Source organism: Ramlibacter alkalitolerans (assembly GCF_016722765.1).
GTDB lineage: Bacteria > Pseudomonadota > Gammaproteobacteria > Burkholderiales > Burkholderiaceae_C > Ramlibacter > Ramlibacter alkalitolerans.
Genome location: NZ_JAEQND010000003.1, coordinates 404,722 through 422,290, shown reverse-complemented (window position 1 = coordinate 422,290; position 17,569 = coordinate 404,722). Strand labels below are relative to the sequence as shown.

The 17,569-nt window shown below is 69.1% G+C and carries 15 protein-coding genes and 1 pseudogene; 10 read left to right on the top strand and 6 right to left on the bottom strand.

All coding sequences use genetic code 11. The features are described 5' to 3' along the window. Positions 1 to 22: 22 nt before the first annotated feature. The 6 genes from JI746_RS07410 to JI746_RS07385 are packed head-to-tail and all read left to right on the top strand — an operon-like array spanning position 23 to position 6,098. Positions 23 to 1,000 carry an ABC transporter permease gene (locus JI746_RS07410; RefSeq protein WP_201688156.1) on the top strand — a complete coding sequence of 326 codons (978 nt, stop codon included), beginning with the start codon at positions 23 to 25 and terminating at the stop codon, positions 998 to 1,000. Beyond that, positions 997 to 1,929: an ABC transporter permease gene (locus JI746_RS07405; RefSeq protein ID WP_201688155.1), complete on the top strand. Its 933-nt coding sequence runs from the start codon at positions 997 to 999 to the stop codon at positions 1,927 to 1,929. Before JI746_RS07410 ends, JI746_RS07405 begins: the two co-directional genes overlap by 4 nt. Continuing rightward, positions 1,919 to 2,899 carry an ABC transporter ATP-binding protein gene (locus JI746_RS07400; RefSeq protein ID WP_201688154.1) on the top strand — a complete coding sequence of 327 codons (981 nt, stop codon included), beginning with the start codon at positions 1,919 to 1,921 and terminating at the stop codon, positions 2,897 to 2,899. The genes JI746_RS07405 and JI746_RS07400 overlap by 11 nt, the downstream gene beginning before the upstream one ends. Before the next feature lie 3 nt (positions 2,900 to 2,902). Further along, a complete protein-coding gene (locus JI746_RS07395) occupies positions 2,903 to 3,940 on the top strand; it encodes an ABC transporter ATP-binding protein (protein ID WP_201688153.1) in 1,038 nt (345 codons plus the stop codon). Next, positions 3,937 to 4,824, top strand: coding sequence for an N-formylglutamate amidohydrolase (locus tag JI746_RS07390; RefSeq protein WP_201688152.1), 888 nt, complete (start codon positions 3,937 to 3,939; stop codon positions 4,822 to 4,824). Before JI746_RS07395 ends, JI746_RS07390 begins: the two co-directional genes overlap by 4 nt. A 29-nt stretch (positions 4,825 to 4,853) precedes the next feature. Continuing rightward, the gene (locus JI746_RS07385) at positions 4,854 to 6,098 is read left to right on the top strand and encodes a M20 aminoacylase family protein (protein ID WP_201688151.1); all 1,245 of its coding nucleotides are present in this window, start codon (positions 4,854 to 4,856) and stop codon (positions 6,096 to 6,098) included. A 45-nt stretch (positions 6,099 to 6,143) separates the two neighbouring features. Here the strand turns inward: JI746_RS07385 and boxA are convergent, their stop codons facing one another. The 4 genes from boxA to JI746_RS07365 all read right to left on the bottom strand — a co-directional run bounded on the left by boxA (position 6,144) and on the right by JI746_RS07365 (position 11,683). Beyond that, the gene (gene boxA, locus JI746_RS07380; RefSeq protein ID WP_201688150.1) at positions 6,144 to 7,427 is read right to left on the bottom strand and encodes a benzoyl-CoA 2,3-epoxidase subunit BoxA; all 1,284 of its coding nucleotides are present in this window, start codon (positions 7,425 to 7,427) and stop codon (positions 6,144 to 6,146) included. Positions 7,428 to 7,486: 59 nt separating this feature from the next. After that, positions 7,487 to 8,914, bottom strand: a complete 1,428-nt coding sequence (gene boxB, locus JI746_RS07375; RefSeq protein WP_201688149.1) for a benzoyl-CoA 2,3-epoxidase subunit BoxB — start codon at positions 8,912 to 8,914, stop codon at positions 7,487 to 7,489. 19 nt (positions 8,915 to 8,933) lie between these two features. Then, positions 8,934 to 10,601, bottom strand: a complete 1,668-nt coding sequence (gene boxC / locus JI746_RS07370; RefSeq protein WP_201688148.1) for a 2,3-epoxybenzoyl-CoA dihydrolase — start codon at positions 10,599 to 10,601, stop codon at positions 8,934 to 8,936. 95 nt (positions 10,602 to 10,696) lie between these two features. Next, the gene (locus JI746_RS07365) at positions 10,697 to 11,683 is read right to left on the bottom strand and encodes a helix-turn-helix transcriptional regulator (protein WP_201688147.1); all 987 of its coding nucleotides are present in this window, start codon (positions 11,681 to 11,683) and stop codon (positions 10,697 to 10,699) included. 125 nt (positions 11,684 to 11,808) lie between these two features. Between JI746_RS07365 and JI746_RS07360 the strand changes: the two genes are divergently transcribed. The 4 genes and pseudogenes from JI746_RS07360 (at position 11,809) to JI746_RS07345 (ending at position 15,758) form a co-directional block, all read left to right on the top strand. Next, positions 11,809 to 13,356 carry a 3,4-dehydroadipyl-CoA semialdehyde dehydrogenase gene (locus JI746_RS07360; RefSeq protein WP_201688146.1) on the top strand — a complete coding sequence of 516 codons (1,548 nt, stop codon included), beginning with the start codon at positions 11,809 to 11,811 and terminating at the stop codon, positions 13,354 to 13,356. A 9-nt stretch (positions 13,357 to 13,365) separates the two neighbouring features. Further along, positions 13,366 to 14,955: a benzoate-CoA ligase family protein gene (locus tag JI746_RS07355; protein WP_201688145.1), complete on the top strand. Its 1,590-nt coding sequence runs from the start codon at positions 13,366 to 13,368 to the stop codon at positions 14,953 to 14,955. A 148-nt stretch (positions 14,956 to 15,103) separates the two neighbouring features. Then, a pseudogene (locus tag JI746_RS07350) lies at positions 15,104 to 15,379 on the top strand (MFS transporter); the annotation flags it as partial. Positions 15,380 to 15,542: 163 nt separating this feature from the next. Then, positions 15,543 to 15,758, top strand: a complete 216-nt coding sequence (locus JI746_RS07345; RefSeq protein WP_201688144.1) for a hypothetical protein — start codon at positions 15,543 to 15,545, stop codon at positions 15,756 to 15,758. 81 nt (positions 15,759 to 15,839) lie between these two features. On the opposite strand, the gene JI746_RS07340 is transcribed toward JI746_RS07345, so the two are convergent. Then, positions 15,840 to 16,787 (bottom strand): acetamidase/formamidase family protein, encoded by a 948-nt coding sequence (locus JI746_RS07340; protein WP_201688143.1) that lies wholly within the window; start codon positions 16,785 to 16,787, stop codon positions 15,840 to 15,842. A 10-nt stretch (positions 16,788 to 16,797) separates the two neighbouring features. Continuing rightward, complete coding sequence (locus tag JI746_RS07335; RefSeq protein ID WP_201688142.1) at positions 16,798 to 17,553, bottom strand: SDR family NAD(P)-dependent oxidoreductase; 756 nt, start codon at positions 17,551 to 17,553, stop codon at positions 16,798 to 16,800. Between the last annotated feature and the right edge of the window lie 16 nt (positions 17,554 to 17,569).

Genomic DNA, 17,569 nt, shown 5'->3' with positions numbered 1-17,569 from the left:
CTGCGTCGCTGAGCGTCTGCGCATGCTCGCCTACATCATCCGCCGCCTGCTGCAGGCCGTGCTCGTCATGGCCGTCATGTCGGCGCTCGTCTTCGTCGGCCTCTACGTCGTGGGCGACCCGGTTTCGATGATGGCCAGCCCGGACGCCACCGAACTGGACCGGGAGGCGATCCGCCAGAACTTCGGCCTCGACAAGCCGCTGTGGCAGCAGTACGCCATCTTCATGTCCCACGCGTTGCAGCTGGATTTCGGCAAGAGCTTCCTGACCGGCCAGTCGGCCATGGGCCTGATCCTGGAGCGCATGCCCGCCACATTGGAGCTGGCCTGTGTCGCCATGCTGCTGGCGGCGATCGTCGGCATCCCCCTGGGGATCTGGGCCGGGCTCAAGCCGCAGGCCCTCAGCACGCGCGGCATCATGACCGGCTCGGTGCTGGGCTTTTCGCTGCCCAACTTCTGGGTCGGCCTGATGCTGATCATGGTGTTCGCCGTCTACCTGGGCTGGGTGCCGGCCAGTGGCCGCGGCAAGACCGTGCTGGTGGGCCCGCTCGACCTGAGCGTGCTCACGCTGGACGGCTGGAAGCGGCTGATCCTGCCGGCCCTGACCATCGCCACCGCCAAGGCCGCGCTCATCATCCGCGTGACGCGCGCCGCCACGCGCGAAGCGCTGCCCACGGACTACATCAAGTTCGCGCGCGCCAAGGGCCTGGCCTGGAGCCGCATCCTGCGGGTGCACCTGCTCAAGAACATCATGATCCCGATCGTCACCGTGTTCGGCCTGGAGTTCGGGCAGGTCGTGGCCTTCGCGGTGGTGACCGAAACCGTCTTCGCCTGGCCCGGCATGGGCAAGCTGCTGCTCGACTCGATCATCACGCTGGACCGGCCGGTGGTCGTGGCCTACCTGATCCTCATCGTGTTCTTCCTGGTGATGCTGAACCTGGTGACCGACATCTTCTATTCCGTCCTGGACCCCCGGGTCCGGTTGCAGGAGGCGAAAGCATGAGCGCGGTCCTCACCCCCGTCGGGATCGAACAGGAGCCGGTGGCCCTGCCGCCGCCCGAGACGCCGTGGCGGCGCCTGCGGCGCGAGTTCCTTGCCAACAAACTGGCTGTCGCCGGGTTGGTGCTGTTGCTGCTGGCCGTCGCCGTCGCCGTGTTCGCGCCCTGGATCTCGCCGCAGAACCCGTACGACATCGGCAAGCTCGACATCCTCGACTCCAAGCTGCCGCCCGGCAGCAAGACGGCCGATGGCGGCATGCACTACTGGCTGGGCACCGATGGCCAGGCACGCGACCTGCTCTCGGCCATCTTCTATGGCCTGCGCACCAGCCTGATGGTCGGCGGCGTCTCGGTGGCGGCGGCACTGGCCATCGGCACCATCGTCGGTCTCACGGCCGCCTATTTCGGCCGCTGGGTCGACGCGCTGCTGATGCGCATCGTCGACATCCAGCTGTCCTTCCCCTCCATCCTGGTCGCGCTGATCCTGCTGGCGATCCTGGGCAAGGGCGTCGACAAGGTGATCATCGCGCTGGTCATCGTGCAATGGGCCTACTTCGCGCGGGCGGCCCGCGGCGCCGCGCTGGTCGAGCGCGCCAAGGAATACGTGGAAGCGGCGCAATGCATGGCCCTCAGTTCGCCGCGCGTGCTGCTGCGGCACATGCTGCCCAACTGCATGCCGCCGCTGATCGTCATCGCCACCATCGACCTGGCGCACGCCATCGCGCTCGAGTCGACGCTGTCCTTCCTCGGTGTCGGCGTGCCGGTGACCGAGCCCTCCCTGGGCATGCTGATCGCCAACGGCTTCGAGTTCATGCTCAGCGGCCACTACTGGATCTCGTTCTTCCCCGGCATCGCGCTGGCGCTGGCCATCGTCGGCATCAACCTGGTGGGCGACCACCTGCGCGACATCCTCAACCCGCACAATGCCCACTGAGAGCGTGAGCGCACCCGTCCTCGAGGTGCGGGGCCTGCAGACCCACTTCTTCACCCACGGCGGCGTGGTCAAGGCGGTGGACGGTGTCGACCTGCGCGTGGGCGGCGGCGAAATCCTCGGCCTGGTCGGTGAATCGGGCTCGGGCAAGAGCATCACCGGCTTCTCGGTCATCGGCCTGATCGATGCGCCGGGACGCATCGTCGGCGGCAGCATCCGCTACCTGGGCGAAGAGCTGGTGGGCGCGGGCGAGCGGCGCCTGCAGCAGCTGCGCGGCAAGGAGATCGCGATGATCTTCCAGGACCCGATGATGACGCTCAACCCGGTGCTGCGGGTGGACACGCAGATGGTCGAGGCCATCCACGCGCACGAGAAGGTGGGCGCGGCGGCGGCGCTGGCGCGCGCCCGCGACACGCTCGCCATGGTCGGCATCCCTTCGCCGCAGGAGCGGCTGCTGTCCTATCCGCACCAGCTGTCGGGCGGCATGCGCCAGCGCGTGGCGATCGCCATCGCGCTGCTCAACAAACCCCGGCTGATCATCGCGGACGAGCCCACCACGGCGCTGGACGTGACCATCCAGGCCCAGATCCTGTACGAAGTGCAGAAGCTCTGCCGGGAAACGGGCACCGCCATGATCTGGATCACGCACGACCTGGCCGTCGTGTCCGGCCTGGCCGACCGCATCGCCGTGATGTATGCCGGCCGCATCGTCGAAAGCGGCGCCGCCGCCGACGTGGTGCACCGGCCTTCGCACCCCTACACGCAGGGGCTGGTCGATTCGATTCCCACGCGGGCCACGCACGGCTCGCTGCTGCGGCAGATCCCGGGCATGACCCCATCGCTGCTGCAGTTGCCACAAGGCTGCGCCTTCCGCCCGCGCTGCGGCTACGCCTCCAGCGCCTGCCTCACCGTTCCACAGGCGGTCGACGTGCCACCGCAGAAAACCGTGCGCTGCTGGCACGCGCTGGCCTGAGGCATGGACGCATCCAGCCCGTCGCAGGTCGCCACGCCGCTGCTGCAACTGCGCGGGATCGACAAGCGCTTCGTGCAGCCGGTGGACCTGGCCGGCAGGATCGCCAACCTGCTGGGTGCACGCAATGCACCGTCGGTGGTGCATGCGGTCGCCGGAGTCGACCTCGACATCACCGCGGGCGAAGTGATCGGCGTCGTCGGTGAATCGGGTTGTGGCAAGTCCACGCTGGGCCGCGTCATCGCCGGCATCAGCCCGCCCACCGCCGGCGAGGTCAGCTACCAGGGCAAGCCCCTGCACGGGATGACCTCCGCCGAGCACAAGGCCTACGTGCTGGGCGTGCAGATGATCTTCCAGAACCCGATGGCCTCGCTCAACCCGCGCATGCGGGTGCTGGACATCATCGGCGAAGCGCCCGTGGTGCACGGCCTGGTCCCTGCGTCCGGCAAAGCCGACTACGTCGCTGGCCTGATGCGCCAGGTGGGCCTGGACCCGGACTACGGCCAGCGCTACCCGCACCAGTTTTCGGGCGGGCAGCGCCAGCGCATCGGCATCGCGCGGGCGCTGGCGCTCAAGCCGCAACTGATCGTCTGCGACGAGGCCGTGGCGGCGCTGGACGTCTCCATCCAGGCCCAGGTGCTCAACCTGTTCCTGGAACTGCGCCGCGCCCTGGGCCTGACCTACCTGTTCATCAGCCACAACCTGGGCGTGGTCGGCCATGTTTCGGACCGCGTGGTCATCATGTACCTGGGCCGCGTGGTCGAGGTCGCGCCCACGCAGACCATCTTCAGCCGCCCCAACCATCCTTATACCCAGGCCCTGCTGTCGGAGCTGCCGTCGCTGGACACGCAGCGCCGCGACTACCAGCCGATCAAGGGCGAACTGCCGTCGCCGCTGCGGCCGCCCACCGGTTGCGCCTTCCACCCCCGCTGCCCGCACGCCATGCCGCGCTGCAGCGTGGAGCGGCCTGCCCTGCGCACGCTGGCATCCGGTCACACGAGCGCCTGCCACTTGAACGACCTGGCTCCCTCCGTTCCCGAATGAGTACACCCGTCCTTCCCAGCGTCCCGACACCCTTCGCACCCTACACGCTGCGCCTACCCGAGGGCGAAGCCCTGCCCCTGGTCTGCGATTCGCCGCACAGCGGCACCCTGTACCCGGCCGACTTCGGCTACAGCATCCCGTTCGAGCGCTTGCGCGCGGGCGAGGACACCGACGTGCACGTGCTCTGGGAATCGCTGCCGTCGGTGGGCGCCACCCTGTTGGCGGCGGAGTTCCCGCGGGCCTACATCGATCCCAACCGCGACGCCGACGACATCGATCCGGCAATGCTGGACGCACCCTGGCCCGGGCCCGTGAACCCCGGCGAGAAAACGCGCCTGGGCATTGGCCTCATCTGGCGCGATGCGGGACAAGGCGGCCGCACGCCCATCTACAGCCGCAAGCTCGGCGTGACCGAGGTGCAGCACCGCATCGCCACCTACCATGCGCCCTACCACGCCGCCATGCGGCAGGCCATCGAAGCGGCGTATGCGCAGCACGGCGCGGTGTGGCACCTGAACCTGCATTCCATGCCCGCCAACGCTTACCAGGGGCTGGGCATCCAGACGGACAAGAAGCTGGCGGACTTCGTCCTGGGCGACCGCGACGGCACCACGGCCGCGCCGGAATTCACCCAGGTGGTGGCGCAGGCGCTGCGCAGCCGCGGATTCAGCGTGGCCATCAACGACCCCTACAAGGGCGTGGCGCTGATCTCCCGCCTGGGCCGGCCGGCGGAGCGCCGCCACAGCCTGCAGATCGAACTGCATCGGGGCCTGTACCTGGACGAAGCCACGTGCGAGCGCAACGCCGGCTTCGGCGCCCTGCAATCGGCACTGGCGGGTGTGGCACGGGACATCGCCGACTACGTCCGCACCCAGGTGAAGTAAACGCTGTCGCAGAACAAAGGACCCGCACCATGAGCACCATCGCCGAGATCGAGACCACGCACGAAGAGTTCACCATCCTCAGGCGCGACATCCATGCCCACCCGGAGCTGGCCTTCCAGGAGAACCGCACCTCCGACGTGGTGGCCGAGCGCCTGGCCAGCTACGGCATCGAGGTGCACCGCGGCCTGGGCAGGACCGGCGTCGTCGGCGTGCTGCGCGGCAGCAAGACCGCAGCAGGCCGCAAGCCGCGCGCCATCGGCCTGCGCGCCGACATGGACGCACTCCCCATGCCCGAGCACAACCGCTTCGCGCATGCATCCAGGAACGCAGGCCGCATGCACGGCTGCGGCCACGACGGCCACACCGCCATGCTGCTCGGCGCCGCCAAGTACCTGGCCAGGCACCGCGACTTCGACGGCATCGTCAACTTCATCTTCCAGCCGGCGGAAGAAGGCGGCAACGCCGGCGCCAAGGCCATGATGCAGGACGGCCTGTTCGAGAAATTCCCTTGCGACGAGATCTACGGCATCCACAACATGCCCGGCATGGCCGTGGGGCACTTCGCCTTCCGCAAGGGGCCGACCATGGCGTCGAGCAACCGCTTTGACATCATCGTGCGCGGCACGGGCGGCCACGCCGCGCAGCCGCACAAGGCGGTGGACACCATCGTCATCGCGGCAGAGATGGTGGGCGCGCTGCAGACGCTGATCTCGCGCCACAAGAACCCGATCGACGTGGCCGTGGTCAGCGTGACGCAGATCCATGCCGGCGACGCCTACAACGTGCTGCCCGAAGAGGCCGTGATCAAGGGCACCGTGCGCACCTTCAGCACCGAGGTGCTGGACGACATCGAAAGCAACATGCGCCGGATGGCCGAGATGCTGCCGCAGGCCCATGGCGGCTCGGGCGAATTGAAGTTCCACCGCGCCTACCCGCCGCTGGTGAACTGGGACGCGCAGACCGAGTTCGCGATGAAGGTGGCGCAGGACGCGTTCGGCGCGGAGAACGTGGACGGCAACACACCACAACACGGCGGCGCCGAGGACTTCTCGTTCTACCTGCAGGAAGTCCCCGGCTGCTACCTTTTCATGGGCAACGGAGAAGGCGCGCACCGCGAGGAAAAGTATGTCGGCATGGGGCCCTGCGAGCTGCACAACCCCAACTACGATTTCAACGACGCGCTGCTGCCGATCGGGTCCACGTACTGGGTGAAGCTGGTGGGGGCGTTCCTTGCGCGGCAGGACCTGCGGGGCGAGCCACAAGCGCCGCGTTGAAGGCACTCGAAGGCGCGGCCGGTCCGTTCACGGCCAGCCGCATGATCAGTACGTCTCCAGGTGCAGGCGGCCGTCGCGGCGCAAGGCCGTGCCGACCGTCTCCCAGTCCAGCCCGACGTGCGTCGCGACCTCGCGCAAGGTCATCACCACCCCTTCCTCCATCGATTTCAGGCCGCAGACGAAGAAGTACGCGTTGGGGTCGGCGAGCAGCGGCGCCAGGTCGGCGGCGCGCTCGCGCATCAGGTCCTGCACGTAGCGCCTGGGCTGGCCCGGCACGCGGCTGAACGCCAGGTTCAGGTCGATGAAGTCCTTCGGCAGCTTCTGCAACGGGCCGAAGTAGGGCAGTTCCTCCGGCGTGCGCGCGCCGAAGAACAGCAGCAGCTTGCCGCCTTCGAACTTGCCGGAGTTGCGCAGGCGCCGGCGCCACTCGGTCATCGCCCGCATCGGCGCGCTGCCGGTGCCGGTGCAGATCATCACGACGTGGCTGCGGGGGTGGTTCGGCATGAGGAAGCTGGCACCGAACGGCCCGATCACCTCCACCTTGTCGCCCACCTTCAGGTCGCACATGTAGTTGCTCGCCACCCCGCGCACCGGCCGGCCCTCGTGGTCCTCCAGCACGCGCTTGATCGTCAGCGAGACGTTGTTGTAGCCGGGGCGCTCGCCGTTGCGCGCGCTGGCGATGCTGTACTGGCGCGGGTGATGGGCCCGGCCCATCGCATCGGTGCCCGGAGGCACGATCGCGATGCTCTGCCCCTCCAGCACCGGAAACGGCGTCGTGCCGAAGTCCAGCACGACGTGGTGCGTGTCGTACTCCTTGCCGACCGCGGTGACGCGATGGTTGCCGGTCACGGTGGCGAGCACCGTCTTCACGGGGGCCTTCGGCCCGTACAGGTTGGTGAAGGCGTGGGCCGCAGACCACGGGGGCACGCTGGAACCCCAGTCCGCGCTGCGGAAGGTGGAGGCCTGCGGGTCGAGGTCCGCCATGGGCGCGCCGGGCTCGGCCACCGGCAGGATCGCGAGGTCGGCGCCGCCGGCGGCCTCGGCCAGTTCCGCGTCGCTCAGCGGCGCGGGCAGCGCGTCCCAGCCGAACTGCTCCTCGAGCGTGTAGGGGCGCGCCTTCGGCACCGTGTGCCAGTTGTCGATGCTGCCGGTGGGACACGGCGGCACGCAGGCCATGCACAGGTTGCACTTGGCCGCGTCCACCACGTAGTTGTTCGAATCGTGCGTGATCGCCGCGACCGGGCAGGTCGCCTCGCACGTGTTGCAGCGGATGCAGATCTCCGGATCGATCAGGTGCTGCTTGAGGAAGATGACGTCGGATGCATCCATGGGGGGCTCCTCTGCGTTCCGTCACCCCGCCGCGGCGGGGATGACGGGGATGGGGGCGATCAGGCGAAGCGCACGTACTCGAAGTTCACCGGCTGGCGGTTGATGCCCATGACCGGCGGCGCGATCCAGTTGGCGAACTTGCCGGGCTCGACCACCCGGCCCATCAGGCTGGCGACGAACGCGCGGTCCTCCGCCGTCGGCAGCCACTCGCCGACCTTGGCATTCCACTCGGCTTCGCTCACCACGCGGCCCTCGGGCGATACCTTGATGCCCGCCAGCGCGCCGATGTTGCGGTGGAAGGCCTTGTGCGGCGTCGTCAGGCGGAACGGGATGCCGGCCTTCTCGATGACCTTGTTCCAGCGCGACACGCCGCCCACGCTGTCCTTGATGTAGTCGTCGCGCAGCACCTCGTTCAGCGCGTTGAGCATCGGGACGTCCTTGTCCGTCAGCTGGCCGCCGGCGACGTGCAGCACCTTGTAGTGCTGGCCGCGCAGCTGGTGGTCGTCGCCGCGCTTGCCTTCCTCGAAGCGGCCCTTGAGGCCGGAGCTGTAGAAGGTGGCCGCGTTGCTGGACTCGTCGGCCCCGAACAGGTCGATGGTCACGCTGAAGTGGAAGTTCAGGTAGCGCTGCAGGGTCGGCAGGTCGATCACCCCGGCCTCGCGCAGCTTCTTCGGGTCGTCGGTCTTCAGTTCGTTCATCGCCTGGCAGGTTCGCTGGATCACCCGGCTGATGCCCGACTCGCCGACGAACATGTGGTGCGCTTCTTCCGTCAGCATGAACTTGGTCGTGCGCGAGAGCGGATCGAAGGCGGATTCGGCCAGCGCGGACAGCTGGAACTTGCCGTCGCGGTCGGTGAAGTACGTGAACATGAAGAAGGACAGCCAGTCCGGCGTCTTCTCGTTGAAGGCCTGCAGGATGCGCGGATTGTCCTGGTTGCCGCTGCGGCGCTCCAGCAGGGCCTCGCCCTCCTCGCGGCCGTCCTTGCCGAAGTACTTGTGCAGCAGGTACACCATGGCCCACAGGTGGCGGCCCTCCTCCACGTTCACCTGGAACAGGTTGCGCAGGTCGTACTGGCTCGGGCAGGTCAGGCCCAGGTGGCGCTGCTGCTCCACCGACGCCGGCTCCGTGTCGCCCTGGGTCACGATGATGCGGCGCAGGTTGGCGCGGTATTCGCCGGGCACGTCCTGCCACGCAGCCTCGCCCTTGTGGTCGCCGAAGTGCACCTTGCGTTCCTTCTCCGCCGGGTTCAGGAAGATCCCCCAGCGGTAGTCCGGCATCTTCACGTGCCCGAACTGCGCCCAGCCCTCCGGGTCGACGCTGATCGCGGTGCGCAGGTAGACGTCGAAATTCTGGCTGCCGTCCGGCCCCATGTCGTTCCACCACGAGAGGTAGTTCGGCTGCCACTGCTCGAGCGCGCGCTGGAGCGTGCGGTCCTCGCTCAGGTTGACGTTGTTCGGGATCTTCTCGCTGTAGTTGATCGTGCTCATGGCCACTCTCCTCGGGGAATCAGACGCGGTTGAAGTCGAAGGCGGCGCGCTCGCCCTTGCCGTACACCTTCAGGGCGCCCTTGTCGCCGACGGCGTTGGGGCGCTGGAAGATCCAGTTCTGCCAGGCAGTGAGCCGGCCGAAGATGCGGGTGAACATGTTCTCCGGGCCGTTGAAGCGCAGGTTGGCCTCCATGCCGGTGAGCGCATCGGGGTTCATCGCGACGCGCTCCTCGATGGCGAGGCGGGTCTCGTCGGGCCAGTCGATGTCGTCCGGCGCGCTGGTCACGAGGCCGAGGGCGAGCGCCTCGTTGCCGTCCAGCGGCTGGCCGGCGCGCTCGCGCACGGCGTCCATCGGCGCGGTCTCGTCGTAGAAGCGGCGGCCCAGGCGGCTCTGGCCCGTGACCATCGGATAGAGGCCGAAGTTCGCTTCGCCCACGTCGATGCGCGGGGCCGCCGAAGGATCCGACGGCAGCGTGAGCTGGTAGCTGCGGTCGCAGGCGAGCGCCAGTTCCAGGAAGCTGCCGACGAAGCAGGAGCCCGGCTCGACCAGCGCGAACAGGCTGCGGCTGGAGACGTCGAGGCGGCTGAAGGTGCGGCGCAGGTAGCCGATGGTCTCGCGCACCAGCCAGTGCCCCTGGTTCGCCAGCAGCGCCGCGTCCATCGCTTTCACGGCGGAGGCGTCGCCCTGCGTCTTCAGCAGCCAGGTGCCGATGTCCAGTTCGTTGGTGCGCATGGAGAGGATCGCGTCCTCGAGCTGGCGCGCGAGCGCCAGCGGGTACCACTGGTCGCCGGCTGCCTCGATCGCGGCGGCGTCGCTCTCCACCGGCGCCTGCGGCGCCTGCACGGTGAAGGTCGCCACGCGCCTGGCCCGGTCGATCTCCACCGTCACGCAGGGATAGCGCAGCGCGTCGGCTTCGAGCGTGCGCTGCAGGGGCGTGAGCGTCACGCCCTTCGCGTTCGCGGGCCGGTCGCTGCCGGCCGCGAGTTCGAGCGCCCGCTCCTGGACGCGGGCGGCGAACCGGTTCGGCTTCACGATCTCGTCGACCAGGCGCCAGTCGACGGCCTTCTGCCCCCGTACCCCTTCGGCGGTGGTGCAGAAGATATCGGCGAGGTCGTGGCGCACGTGGCGCTTGTCCGTCACGCGGGTGAGGCCGCCGGTGCCGGGCAGCACGCCGAGCAGCGGCACCTCGGGCAGGCTCACCGCGCTGTTGCGGTCGTCGACCAGGATGATCTCGTCACAGGCCAGGGCCAGTTCGTAGCCGCCGCCGGCGCAGGCACCGTTCACCGCGGCGAGGAACTTCAGGCCGCTGTTGCGCGAGGAGTCTTCCAGGCCGTTGCGCGTCTCGTTGGTGAACTTGCAGAAGTTCACCTTCCAAGCGTGGCTGGAGACGCCCAGCATGAAGATGTTGGCGCCGGAGCAGAACACCTTTTCCCTGGCACTCGTCACGATCACCGTCCGCACCTCGGGGTGCTCGAAGCGGATGCGGTTCACCGCGTCGTTCAGCTCGATGTCGACGCCGAGGTCGTAGCTATTGAGCTTGAGCTTGTAGCCGGGGCGCAGGCCGCCGTTCTCGTCGAAATCGGCGACGAGCCGGGCGACCGGGCCGTCGAAACCGATTTTCCAGTGCCGGTACCGGCTGGGATGCGTCTGGTAGTCGACGGGCGAGGGCGTGGCGGTCTGGTTCAAGGGGTACTCCGGTGAATGCACTAAACTGCGTTTGACCTGCGTCAGTGATACGCATCATAATGCATATCTGGCGAAGGTCGCAAGCATTTTCTTGCCTAGGGTTTTCCCTTGGTCTGCAGCGCTTTCCGGACCATGGTGCGGAGTGCGACGAACGTCTCGGCGAGCGGGCGCGCGCTCGTGTCGAGGTGCATTTCGGCCTTGGCATAGAACGGCGCGCGGTGCGCCAGGATGCCCTTCAGGTCTTCCATGGCCTCCGTGTTGCCCGCCATCGGGCGCAGGTCGCCCTGCGACGCGACACGATTCATGTGGTCCTCGGGATGCGCCTTGAGCCACACCGTGGTGCAGTGGGACAGCAGCAGGTTGAAGGTGGCCGGCTCCGCCACCAGCCCGCCGGGCACCGCGATCACGGCCTCCGGGTAGATCTGGATGGTTTCCTCGACCGCGCGCCGCTCGTAGCGCCGGTAGGCGTTCTGCCCGTACAGCGACTGGATCTCGGCGATGGAGCAGCCGGCGAACTTCTCGATCTCGCGACTGAGCTCGAGGAAGGGGAAGCCCAGGTCCTCCGCCAGCATGGCGCCCAGCGTGCTCTTGCCGGCGCCACGCAGGCCGATGAGCGCGATGCGCGGCGGGCGCCCCGCCGCATCGGGGCTCGCGGCGCCGACGAGGGTGGCGATCGCCTCGCGCACCTGGCGCAGCTTGGCCTCGTCCTGGTTTTCCAGCAGTTCGCGGATGAGGAGCCATTCCGGCGAGCGTGCCTCGTCGCGCAGCAGGTCGGAGGGCGTGGACTTCAGCGCCTGCGCGACCTGCAGCAGGATCAGCACGGAGGCGTTGCCGACCCCGAGCTCCAGGTTCGCCAGGTGCCGTTCGGACACGCCGGCGGCCGCAGCCAGTTCCCGGCGCGTCATGCCGCGGCCGCTGCGCAGCGAGCGCACCCGCTCGCCGAGCCGGACGAGGAAAGGGTGCTTCTCGGTGAACTCCGCCGGCTGCGGCGGCGGCGCAGCCCCCCCTTCGGGCTCGCCACGGCCTTCCGGCATTTCTTTGCTCAGGGTTAACCCTGTTGAATGCAATATCCTGCTTGACATGAATTTTGATGTGCTTTTACAGTCTGCACGCACGATAGTGCATCAGCCGCCCGCCTGCAAGCCGCCTCCTGGTCGATGACGGTCCGATCCACCCCCTGAGCCGCGGCCCGGCCGCCCCCTTCTCCATGAGCGAACTCCTCCTGAACCACCTCGCCGGCCGCCCGCAGGCAGGCAGCGGGCCTGGCACTGCGCTGTCCGACCCGGTGCTGGGCACCGAACTCGCCCGCGTCGACGCGACGGGCCTCGACCTGCGCGAAGGCTTCGCGTTCGTTCGCGAGCAGGCCGGTGCGGCCCTGCGCGCCATGACGTACGCGCAGCGCGCCGCGCTGCTGGCCTCCATCGTGAAGGTGCTGCAGGCCAACCGCGACCGCTACTTCGAGATCTCCACGGCCAACAGCGGCACGGTGAAGAACGACACTGCCATCGACGTCGACGGCGGCATCTACACCCTCGGCTTCTACGCGAAGCTCGGCGCCGGCCTCGGCGAGCGCCGGCACCTGCTCGATGGCGAGGCCGTCGCGCTCGCCCGCGACGGCAGCTTCCAGTCGCAGCACCTGCTGGTGCCCACGCGCGGCGTCGCGCTGTTCATCAACGCCTTCAACTTCCCCGCCTGGGGCCTGTGGGAGAAGGCAGGCCCCGCGCTGCTCTCCGGCGTGCCGGTGATCGTGAAGCCGGCCACCGCGACGGCCTGGCTCACCCAGCGCATGGTGATGGACGTGATCGACGCCGGCATCCTGCCCGCGGGCGCGCTCTCGGTCGTCTGCGGCTCCTCGGCAGGCCTGCTGGACGCGCTGCAGCCCTTCGACGTGGTCTCCTTCACGGGCTCCGCGGACACGGCCGCGATCCTGCGCTCGCACCCCGCCATCGTGCGCGGCGCGACGCGCATCAACATCGAGGCCGACAGCGTCAACAGCGCCCTGCTCCTGCCCGGCGAGGCGCCCGGCAGCGACGCGTTCGAGCTGCTGGTGAAGGAGGCCGCGCGCGAGATGACGCAGAAGGCGGGCCAGAAATGCACCGCCATCCGCCGCATCTTCGTCCCGGAGGCGCTGTACGGCGCCGCCGCGGAGGCCATCAGCGCGCGCCTGGCGAAAACCACCGTCGGCAACCCGCGCAACGAAGGCGTGCGCATGGGTTCGCTCGTGAGCCGGGCGCAGCTCGCGGCCGTGCGTGAGGGCTTGGCCATGCTGCAACGGCACGCGCAGGTGCTGCACGAGGGCGCGGCGCATGCCCTGGTCGACGCCGATCCCGCCGTCGCCTGCTGCGTCGGGCCCACGCTGCTGGGGGCGCGCGATCCGGACTCCACGCGCGCGGTGCACGACGTGGAGGTGTTCGGCCCCGTCGCCACGCTGCTGCCCTATCGCGATGCCGCGCATGCCCTGGCGCTCGTGCGGCGCGGCCAGGGCTCGCTGGTGTGCTCCGTCTACGGCAGCGACCCCGCGGCGCTCGGCGCCGCGGCACGCGAGCTCGCCGACAGCCACGGCCGCGTGCACGTGGTCGCGCCCGAAGTCGCCGCCTCCCACACCGGCCACGGCAACGTCATGCCGCAGTCGCTGCACGGCGGCCCGGGCCGCGCCGGCGGCGGCGAGGAACTGGGCGGGGCGCGTGCGCTGAACTTCTACCACCGGCGCGCGGCCGTGCAGGCCGGCGCGGGCGTCCAGTCCACCCTCGCCTGAAAGACCGCCATGCCCCCGACCCCCGTTGCACCGCCGCCCGAGTCCTTCAACTTCGCGCAGCACCTGCTTGCCGCCAACAGCGCGCGGCCCGCCAAGGCGGCCTTCATCGACGACGGCCACACCCTCAGCTACGGCGCGCTCGACGAGCGGGTGCACCGGCTGGCCGCCGGCCTGCGCGGCCTGGGCATCCGCCGCGAGGAGCGCGTGCTGCTGCTGATGCAGGACTGCACCGACTGGCCGGTAGCCTTCCTCGGCGCCATCTACGCGGGCATCGTGCCGGTGGCGGTGAACACGCTGCTCACCGCGGACGACTACGCCTACATGCTGGAACATTCGCGGGCGCAGGCGGTGCTGGTCTCCGGGGCGCTGCTGCCGGCGCTCAACGCCGCCCTGGTGAGGAGCGACCACGAGGTGGCGAAGGTGATCGTGTCGCGGCCGGTCGCGCCGCTGCATCCGGCGGAAGTGGAGTTCGAGGCCTTCCTCGCGCAGGCCACGCCGCTGGCGCGCGCCGCGCGCACCGGCGCGGACGATCCCGCCTTCTGGCTCTATTCCTCCGGCTCCACCGGCCGGCCCAAGGGCACGGTGCACTCGCATGCCAATCCGTACTGGACCTGCGAGCTGTATGGCAAGGGCATCCTGCAGCTGCGCGAGGACGACGTGTGCTTTTCCGCCGCCAAGCTGTTCTTCGCCTACGGCCTGGGCAACGGCCTGAGCTTCCCCCTGAGCGTCGGTGCGACCACGCTGCTGATGGCCGAACGCGCCACGCCGGACGCCACCTTCCACCGGCTCACCGGCGGCGTGGCCGGCGTGCGGCCCACGGTGTACTACGGCGCCCCGACCGGCTTCGCCGGCATGCTGGCCGCGCCGAAACTGCCGACCCGCGCGCAGGTGGCCCTGCGCCTGGTCTCTTCCGCCGGCGAGGCGCTGCCGGCCGAACTGGGCGAGCGCTTCAAGGCGCACTTCGGCATCGACATCGTCGACGGCATCGGCTCCACCGAGATGCTGCACGTCTACATCTCCAACCGCCCGGAGCGCGTGCGCTACGGCACCACCGGCTGGCCCGTGCCCGGCTACGAGATCGCGCTGCGCGACGAGGACGGCAAGCCGGTGCCCGACGGCGAGCCGGGCGACCTCTACATCCAGGGCCCGAGCGCGGCGCTGCTCTATTGGGGCAACCGCCAGAAGACGCGCGAGACCTTCCACGGCGGCTGGACGAAGAGCGGCGACAAGTACGTGCGCAACGCGGACGGCAGCTACACCTACGGCGGCCGCAGCGACGACATGCTGAAGGTCAGCGGCATCTACGTGAGCCCCTTCGAGGTCGAGGCGACGCTGGTGCAGCATCCCGCGGTGCTGGAAGCCGCCGTGATCGGCAAGGAGGATGACGACGGCCTGGTCAAGACCAAGGCCTTCGTCGTGCTCAAGCCGGGCGGCACCACCACCGAGGCGGAGCTCAAGGGCTTCGTGAAGGACCGGCTGGCGCCCTACAAGTACCCGCGCTTCATCGAGTTCCTGGACGACCTGCCCAAGACCGCGACCGGCAAGATCCAGCGCTTCCGGTTGCGCGAACGCGAGCGTGCCGCCGCAGCCGCGGCCTGACATCCCCCACCTGCCGGAGACATTCCTTCCATGCGACAGATCGACATCCACCAGGTCGCCGACACCGCGCGGTTCAACCGCTTCCACGGCATCGTGCTCCTCTGGTGCACGCTCATCATCGTGTTCGACGGCTACGACCTGGCCGTCGTTCTACCCGATGTCGGTCCGCTCCACCGGGATCGGCTTCACTTCGGGCGTGGGGCGCAGCGGTGCCATCCTCGCGCCGATCGTCATCGGCGTGCTGGTCGCGATGCAGTTGCCCCTGCAGCAGAACTTCGTCGCGATCGCCATTCCTGCGGTGATCGCCGCGCTGGCGGTCGCGATGATCGACCACTCGCGCTCCGCCTCGGCGCAGCAAGGGTCGACCAGCACGGAGGCCACGAACATCCCGGCGGTGCCCGCCACCGGCATGGGCGTTCGCTGAGGGGCAGCGGCCGGTTCGACCGTCCAGCTGGATCACGGGCGGCCGCATTGCGGCGACATCGTGGGCCGGCGGTGGATCACGCCAGCGGTCCGCCGCCACCTACAAGGCCGGCCAGCCGGTGGAGCCGACACTGCGCGCATCGCGCTTCAGCCGGGAGATTCCGATGACCATCGAAACCATCGCCAACGTTGCCCACCTTCGATCGCAGCTCACGGCGATCAGCAGGAATGCCGAGCGTGCGTTCGAGCGCGCGTTCGACCTCCAGCAGGCCGGTGCGCCTGAGGATCGCGTCGAAGCTGCCCTGGCCGAGAGCAGCCGCCTGCAGGAGAGCGCCCGCAGGTTGCGCGAGCAACTCGGTGAGCCGCCCGTGCTGCATTGAGTGGTTCGACGCGGCCGCGGCAGGCGCCGGTCAGGCGCCGCGATCAGCACCGCCGACCGGGCCCATCCGCCGGCAGACCTTTCACTCGATCACCACCCGCGGAAAGTAATACGACACCACCCAGTGGGGCACGTCGACGATCGAGCTGATGCGAAGGTCCGCGCAGACGCTGCACAGCATGTACGCGTCGACCGGGTCGTAGCCGTGGCGCTTGCTGAGAAGTTCCACCATTTCGGACACGGCGACGCGGGCGCCCTGCATCAGGTCGGGGCCGATGCCGGTCGTCACCTCGTACCCCTTGCGGTCGAAGTGGTTCGTCACCGGGCCGGGCACCACGTAGCGCGGCATGCGCAGTCGCGCATCCTTGACCAGGTCGAACTTCAGCACGACGTCGATCGGGCTTTCGATCGCCGTGCCGCAGACCTCGCCGTCGCCCTGTGCCGCATGCGTGTCGCCCACCGAGAACAGCGCGCCCGGCACTTCGACCGGCAGGTACAGCTCGGCGCCCTCGGCAATGTCCCGCGCATCCATGTTGCCGCCCACGTTGCGCGGCGGAATGATGCTGTGCAGCCCGGGCGCCGCGGGCGCGACGCCGATGGTTCCCGTGAACGGCCGCAGCGGCACGCGTCCGCCCGGCCCGTACATCGCGGGCGCGAGGCCGGGGTCGTAGTTCCAGTGGTGCAGGCGCGCCTTGGGGAACTGGTCGGTCAGCAGTCCGAAGCCGGGGATGTTGCCGGTCCAGCCCCAGCCCGAGGGCCGCAGCGACAGCACCGTCACCTTCAGCGCATCGCCCGGCTGCGCCCCTTCGATGTAGACCGGGCCGGTGACGGGGTTGACGCGCGCGAGGTCGAGCCGCTCGAGGTCGCTCGCCGTCGATTCGCGCGTCAGCTGCCCGGAGGATGCATCGACGGTCTGGAACTCGATGGTCTCGCCCGGCGCGATGCGCAGGCACGGCTCGAATTCGTTGTTCCAGCCGTGATGGATGTGGTCCCTGTGGATGGTGTGGATCGTGTGGCCGGGTGCGCCCATGGCTGCTCCTTCACACGGCCACGGTCAGCGCGCCGTCGATCACCAGGTTGGCGCCGGAGATGCGGCTGGCGGCGGGACTGGCGAGGAACACCACGCCGTTGGCCACCTCCTGCGCCGTGCCGAACTTGTGCGTGGGGTTGACCTTCAGCGTGGACGCGAACAGCTCGGGCATGTTCTTCTCGATGTTCTGCCAGATGCCGCCTTCGAAGTAGGTGTTGCCCGGCGACACGCAGTTGACGCGGATGCCCTGCTCCACCAGCTTGCGGCTCAGGCCCTTGGCGTAGTGGATCAGCGCCGCCTTGGTGGCGCCGTACGAGCCCGCGGCGAAGTCGACCTCGAAACCCGAGACGCTGGAGATTAGCACGATCGACGCGCCATCGGACTTCTCGAGGAAGGGCAGCGCGGCGGCCACGGCGTTGACCGTGTGCATCATGTCGGTGGCGAAGGACTTCGCCCACGTCTCCGGCGAATCGCCGACGGCCAGCGCGCTGACGTTGCACACCAGCACGTCGACGCCGCCGAGCGACCTGGCGCTGGCCTCGATCCAGGCCTGCAGGCCGCTGGCGTCGGTCACGTCCACGGCCCGGCCGAAGGCCCGCACGCCCTTCTTCTTCAGCGCCGCCACCGTGGTTTCGACATCGCCGTGGTTGCGCGCGCACACCGAGACGCCCGCACCTTCGTCGGCGAAGGTCTCCGCGATCGCGCGGCCGATGCCCTTGGTGCCGCCCGTGACGAGTGCCCGCTTGCCCTTGAGTCCGAGGTCCATCGCATGTCTCCTTGCA

Coding starts and splice junctions, on each gene's coding strand:
- JI746_RS07335 (WP_201688142.1), bottom strand. CDS start 17,553: ATGGACCTCGGACTCAAGGGCAAGCGGGCACTCGTCACGGGCGGCACC.
- boxA (WP_201688150.1), bottom strand. CDS start 7,427: ATGGATGCATCCGACGTCATCTTCCTCAAGCAGCACCTGATCGATCCG.
- JI746_RS07345 (WP_201688144.1), top strand. CDS start 15,543: ATGACCATCGAAACCATCGCCAACGTTGCCCACCTTCGATCGCAGCTC.
- JI746_RS07410 (WP_201688156.1), top strand. CDS start 23: ATGCTCGCCTACATCATCCGCCGCCTGCTGCAGGCCGTGCTCGTCATG.
- JI746_RS07355 (WP_201688145.1), top strand. CDS start 13,366: ATGCCCCCGACCCCCGTTGCACCGCCGCCCGAGTCCTTCAACTTCGCG.
- JI746_RS07390 (WP_201688152.1), top strand. CDS start 3,937: ATGAGTACACCCGTCCTTCCCAGCGTCCCGACACCCTTCGCACCCTAC.
- JI746_RS07400 (WP_201688154.1), top strand. CDS start 1,919: ATGCCCACTGAGAGCGTGAGCGCACCCGTCCTCGAGGTGCGGGGCCTG.
- JI746_RS07340 (WP_201688143.1), bottom strand. CDS start 16,787: ATGGGCGCACCCGGCCACACGATCCACACCATCCACAGGGACCACATC.
- boxB (WP_201688149.1), bottom strand. CDS start 8,914: ATGAGCACGATCAACTACAGCGAGAAGATCCCGAACAACGTCAACCTG.
- JI746_RS07365 (WP_201688147.1), bottom strand. CDS start 11,683: ATGTCAAGCAGGATATTGCATTCAACAGGGTTAACCCTGAGCAAAGAA.
- JI746_RS07405 (WP_201688155.1), top strand. CDS start 997: ATGAGCGCGGTCCTCACCCCCGTCGGGATCGAACAGGAGCCGGTGGCC.
- JI746_RS07385 (WP_201688151.1), top strand. CDS start 4,854: ATGAGCACCATCGCCGAGATCGAGACCACGCACGAAGAGTTCACCATC.
- JI746_RS07395 (WP_201688153.1), top strand. CDS start 2,903: ATGGACGCATCCAGCCCGTCGCAGGTCGCCACGCCGCTGCTGCAACTG.
- JI746_RS07360 (WP_201688146.1), top strand. CDS start 11,809: ATGAGCGAACTCCTCCTGAACCACCTCGCCGGCCGCCCGCAGGCAGGC.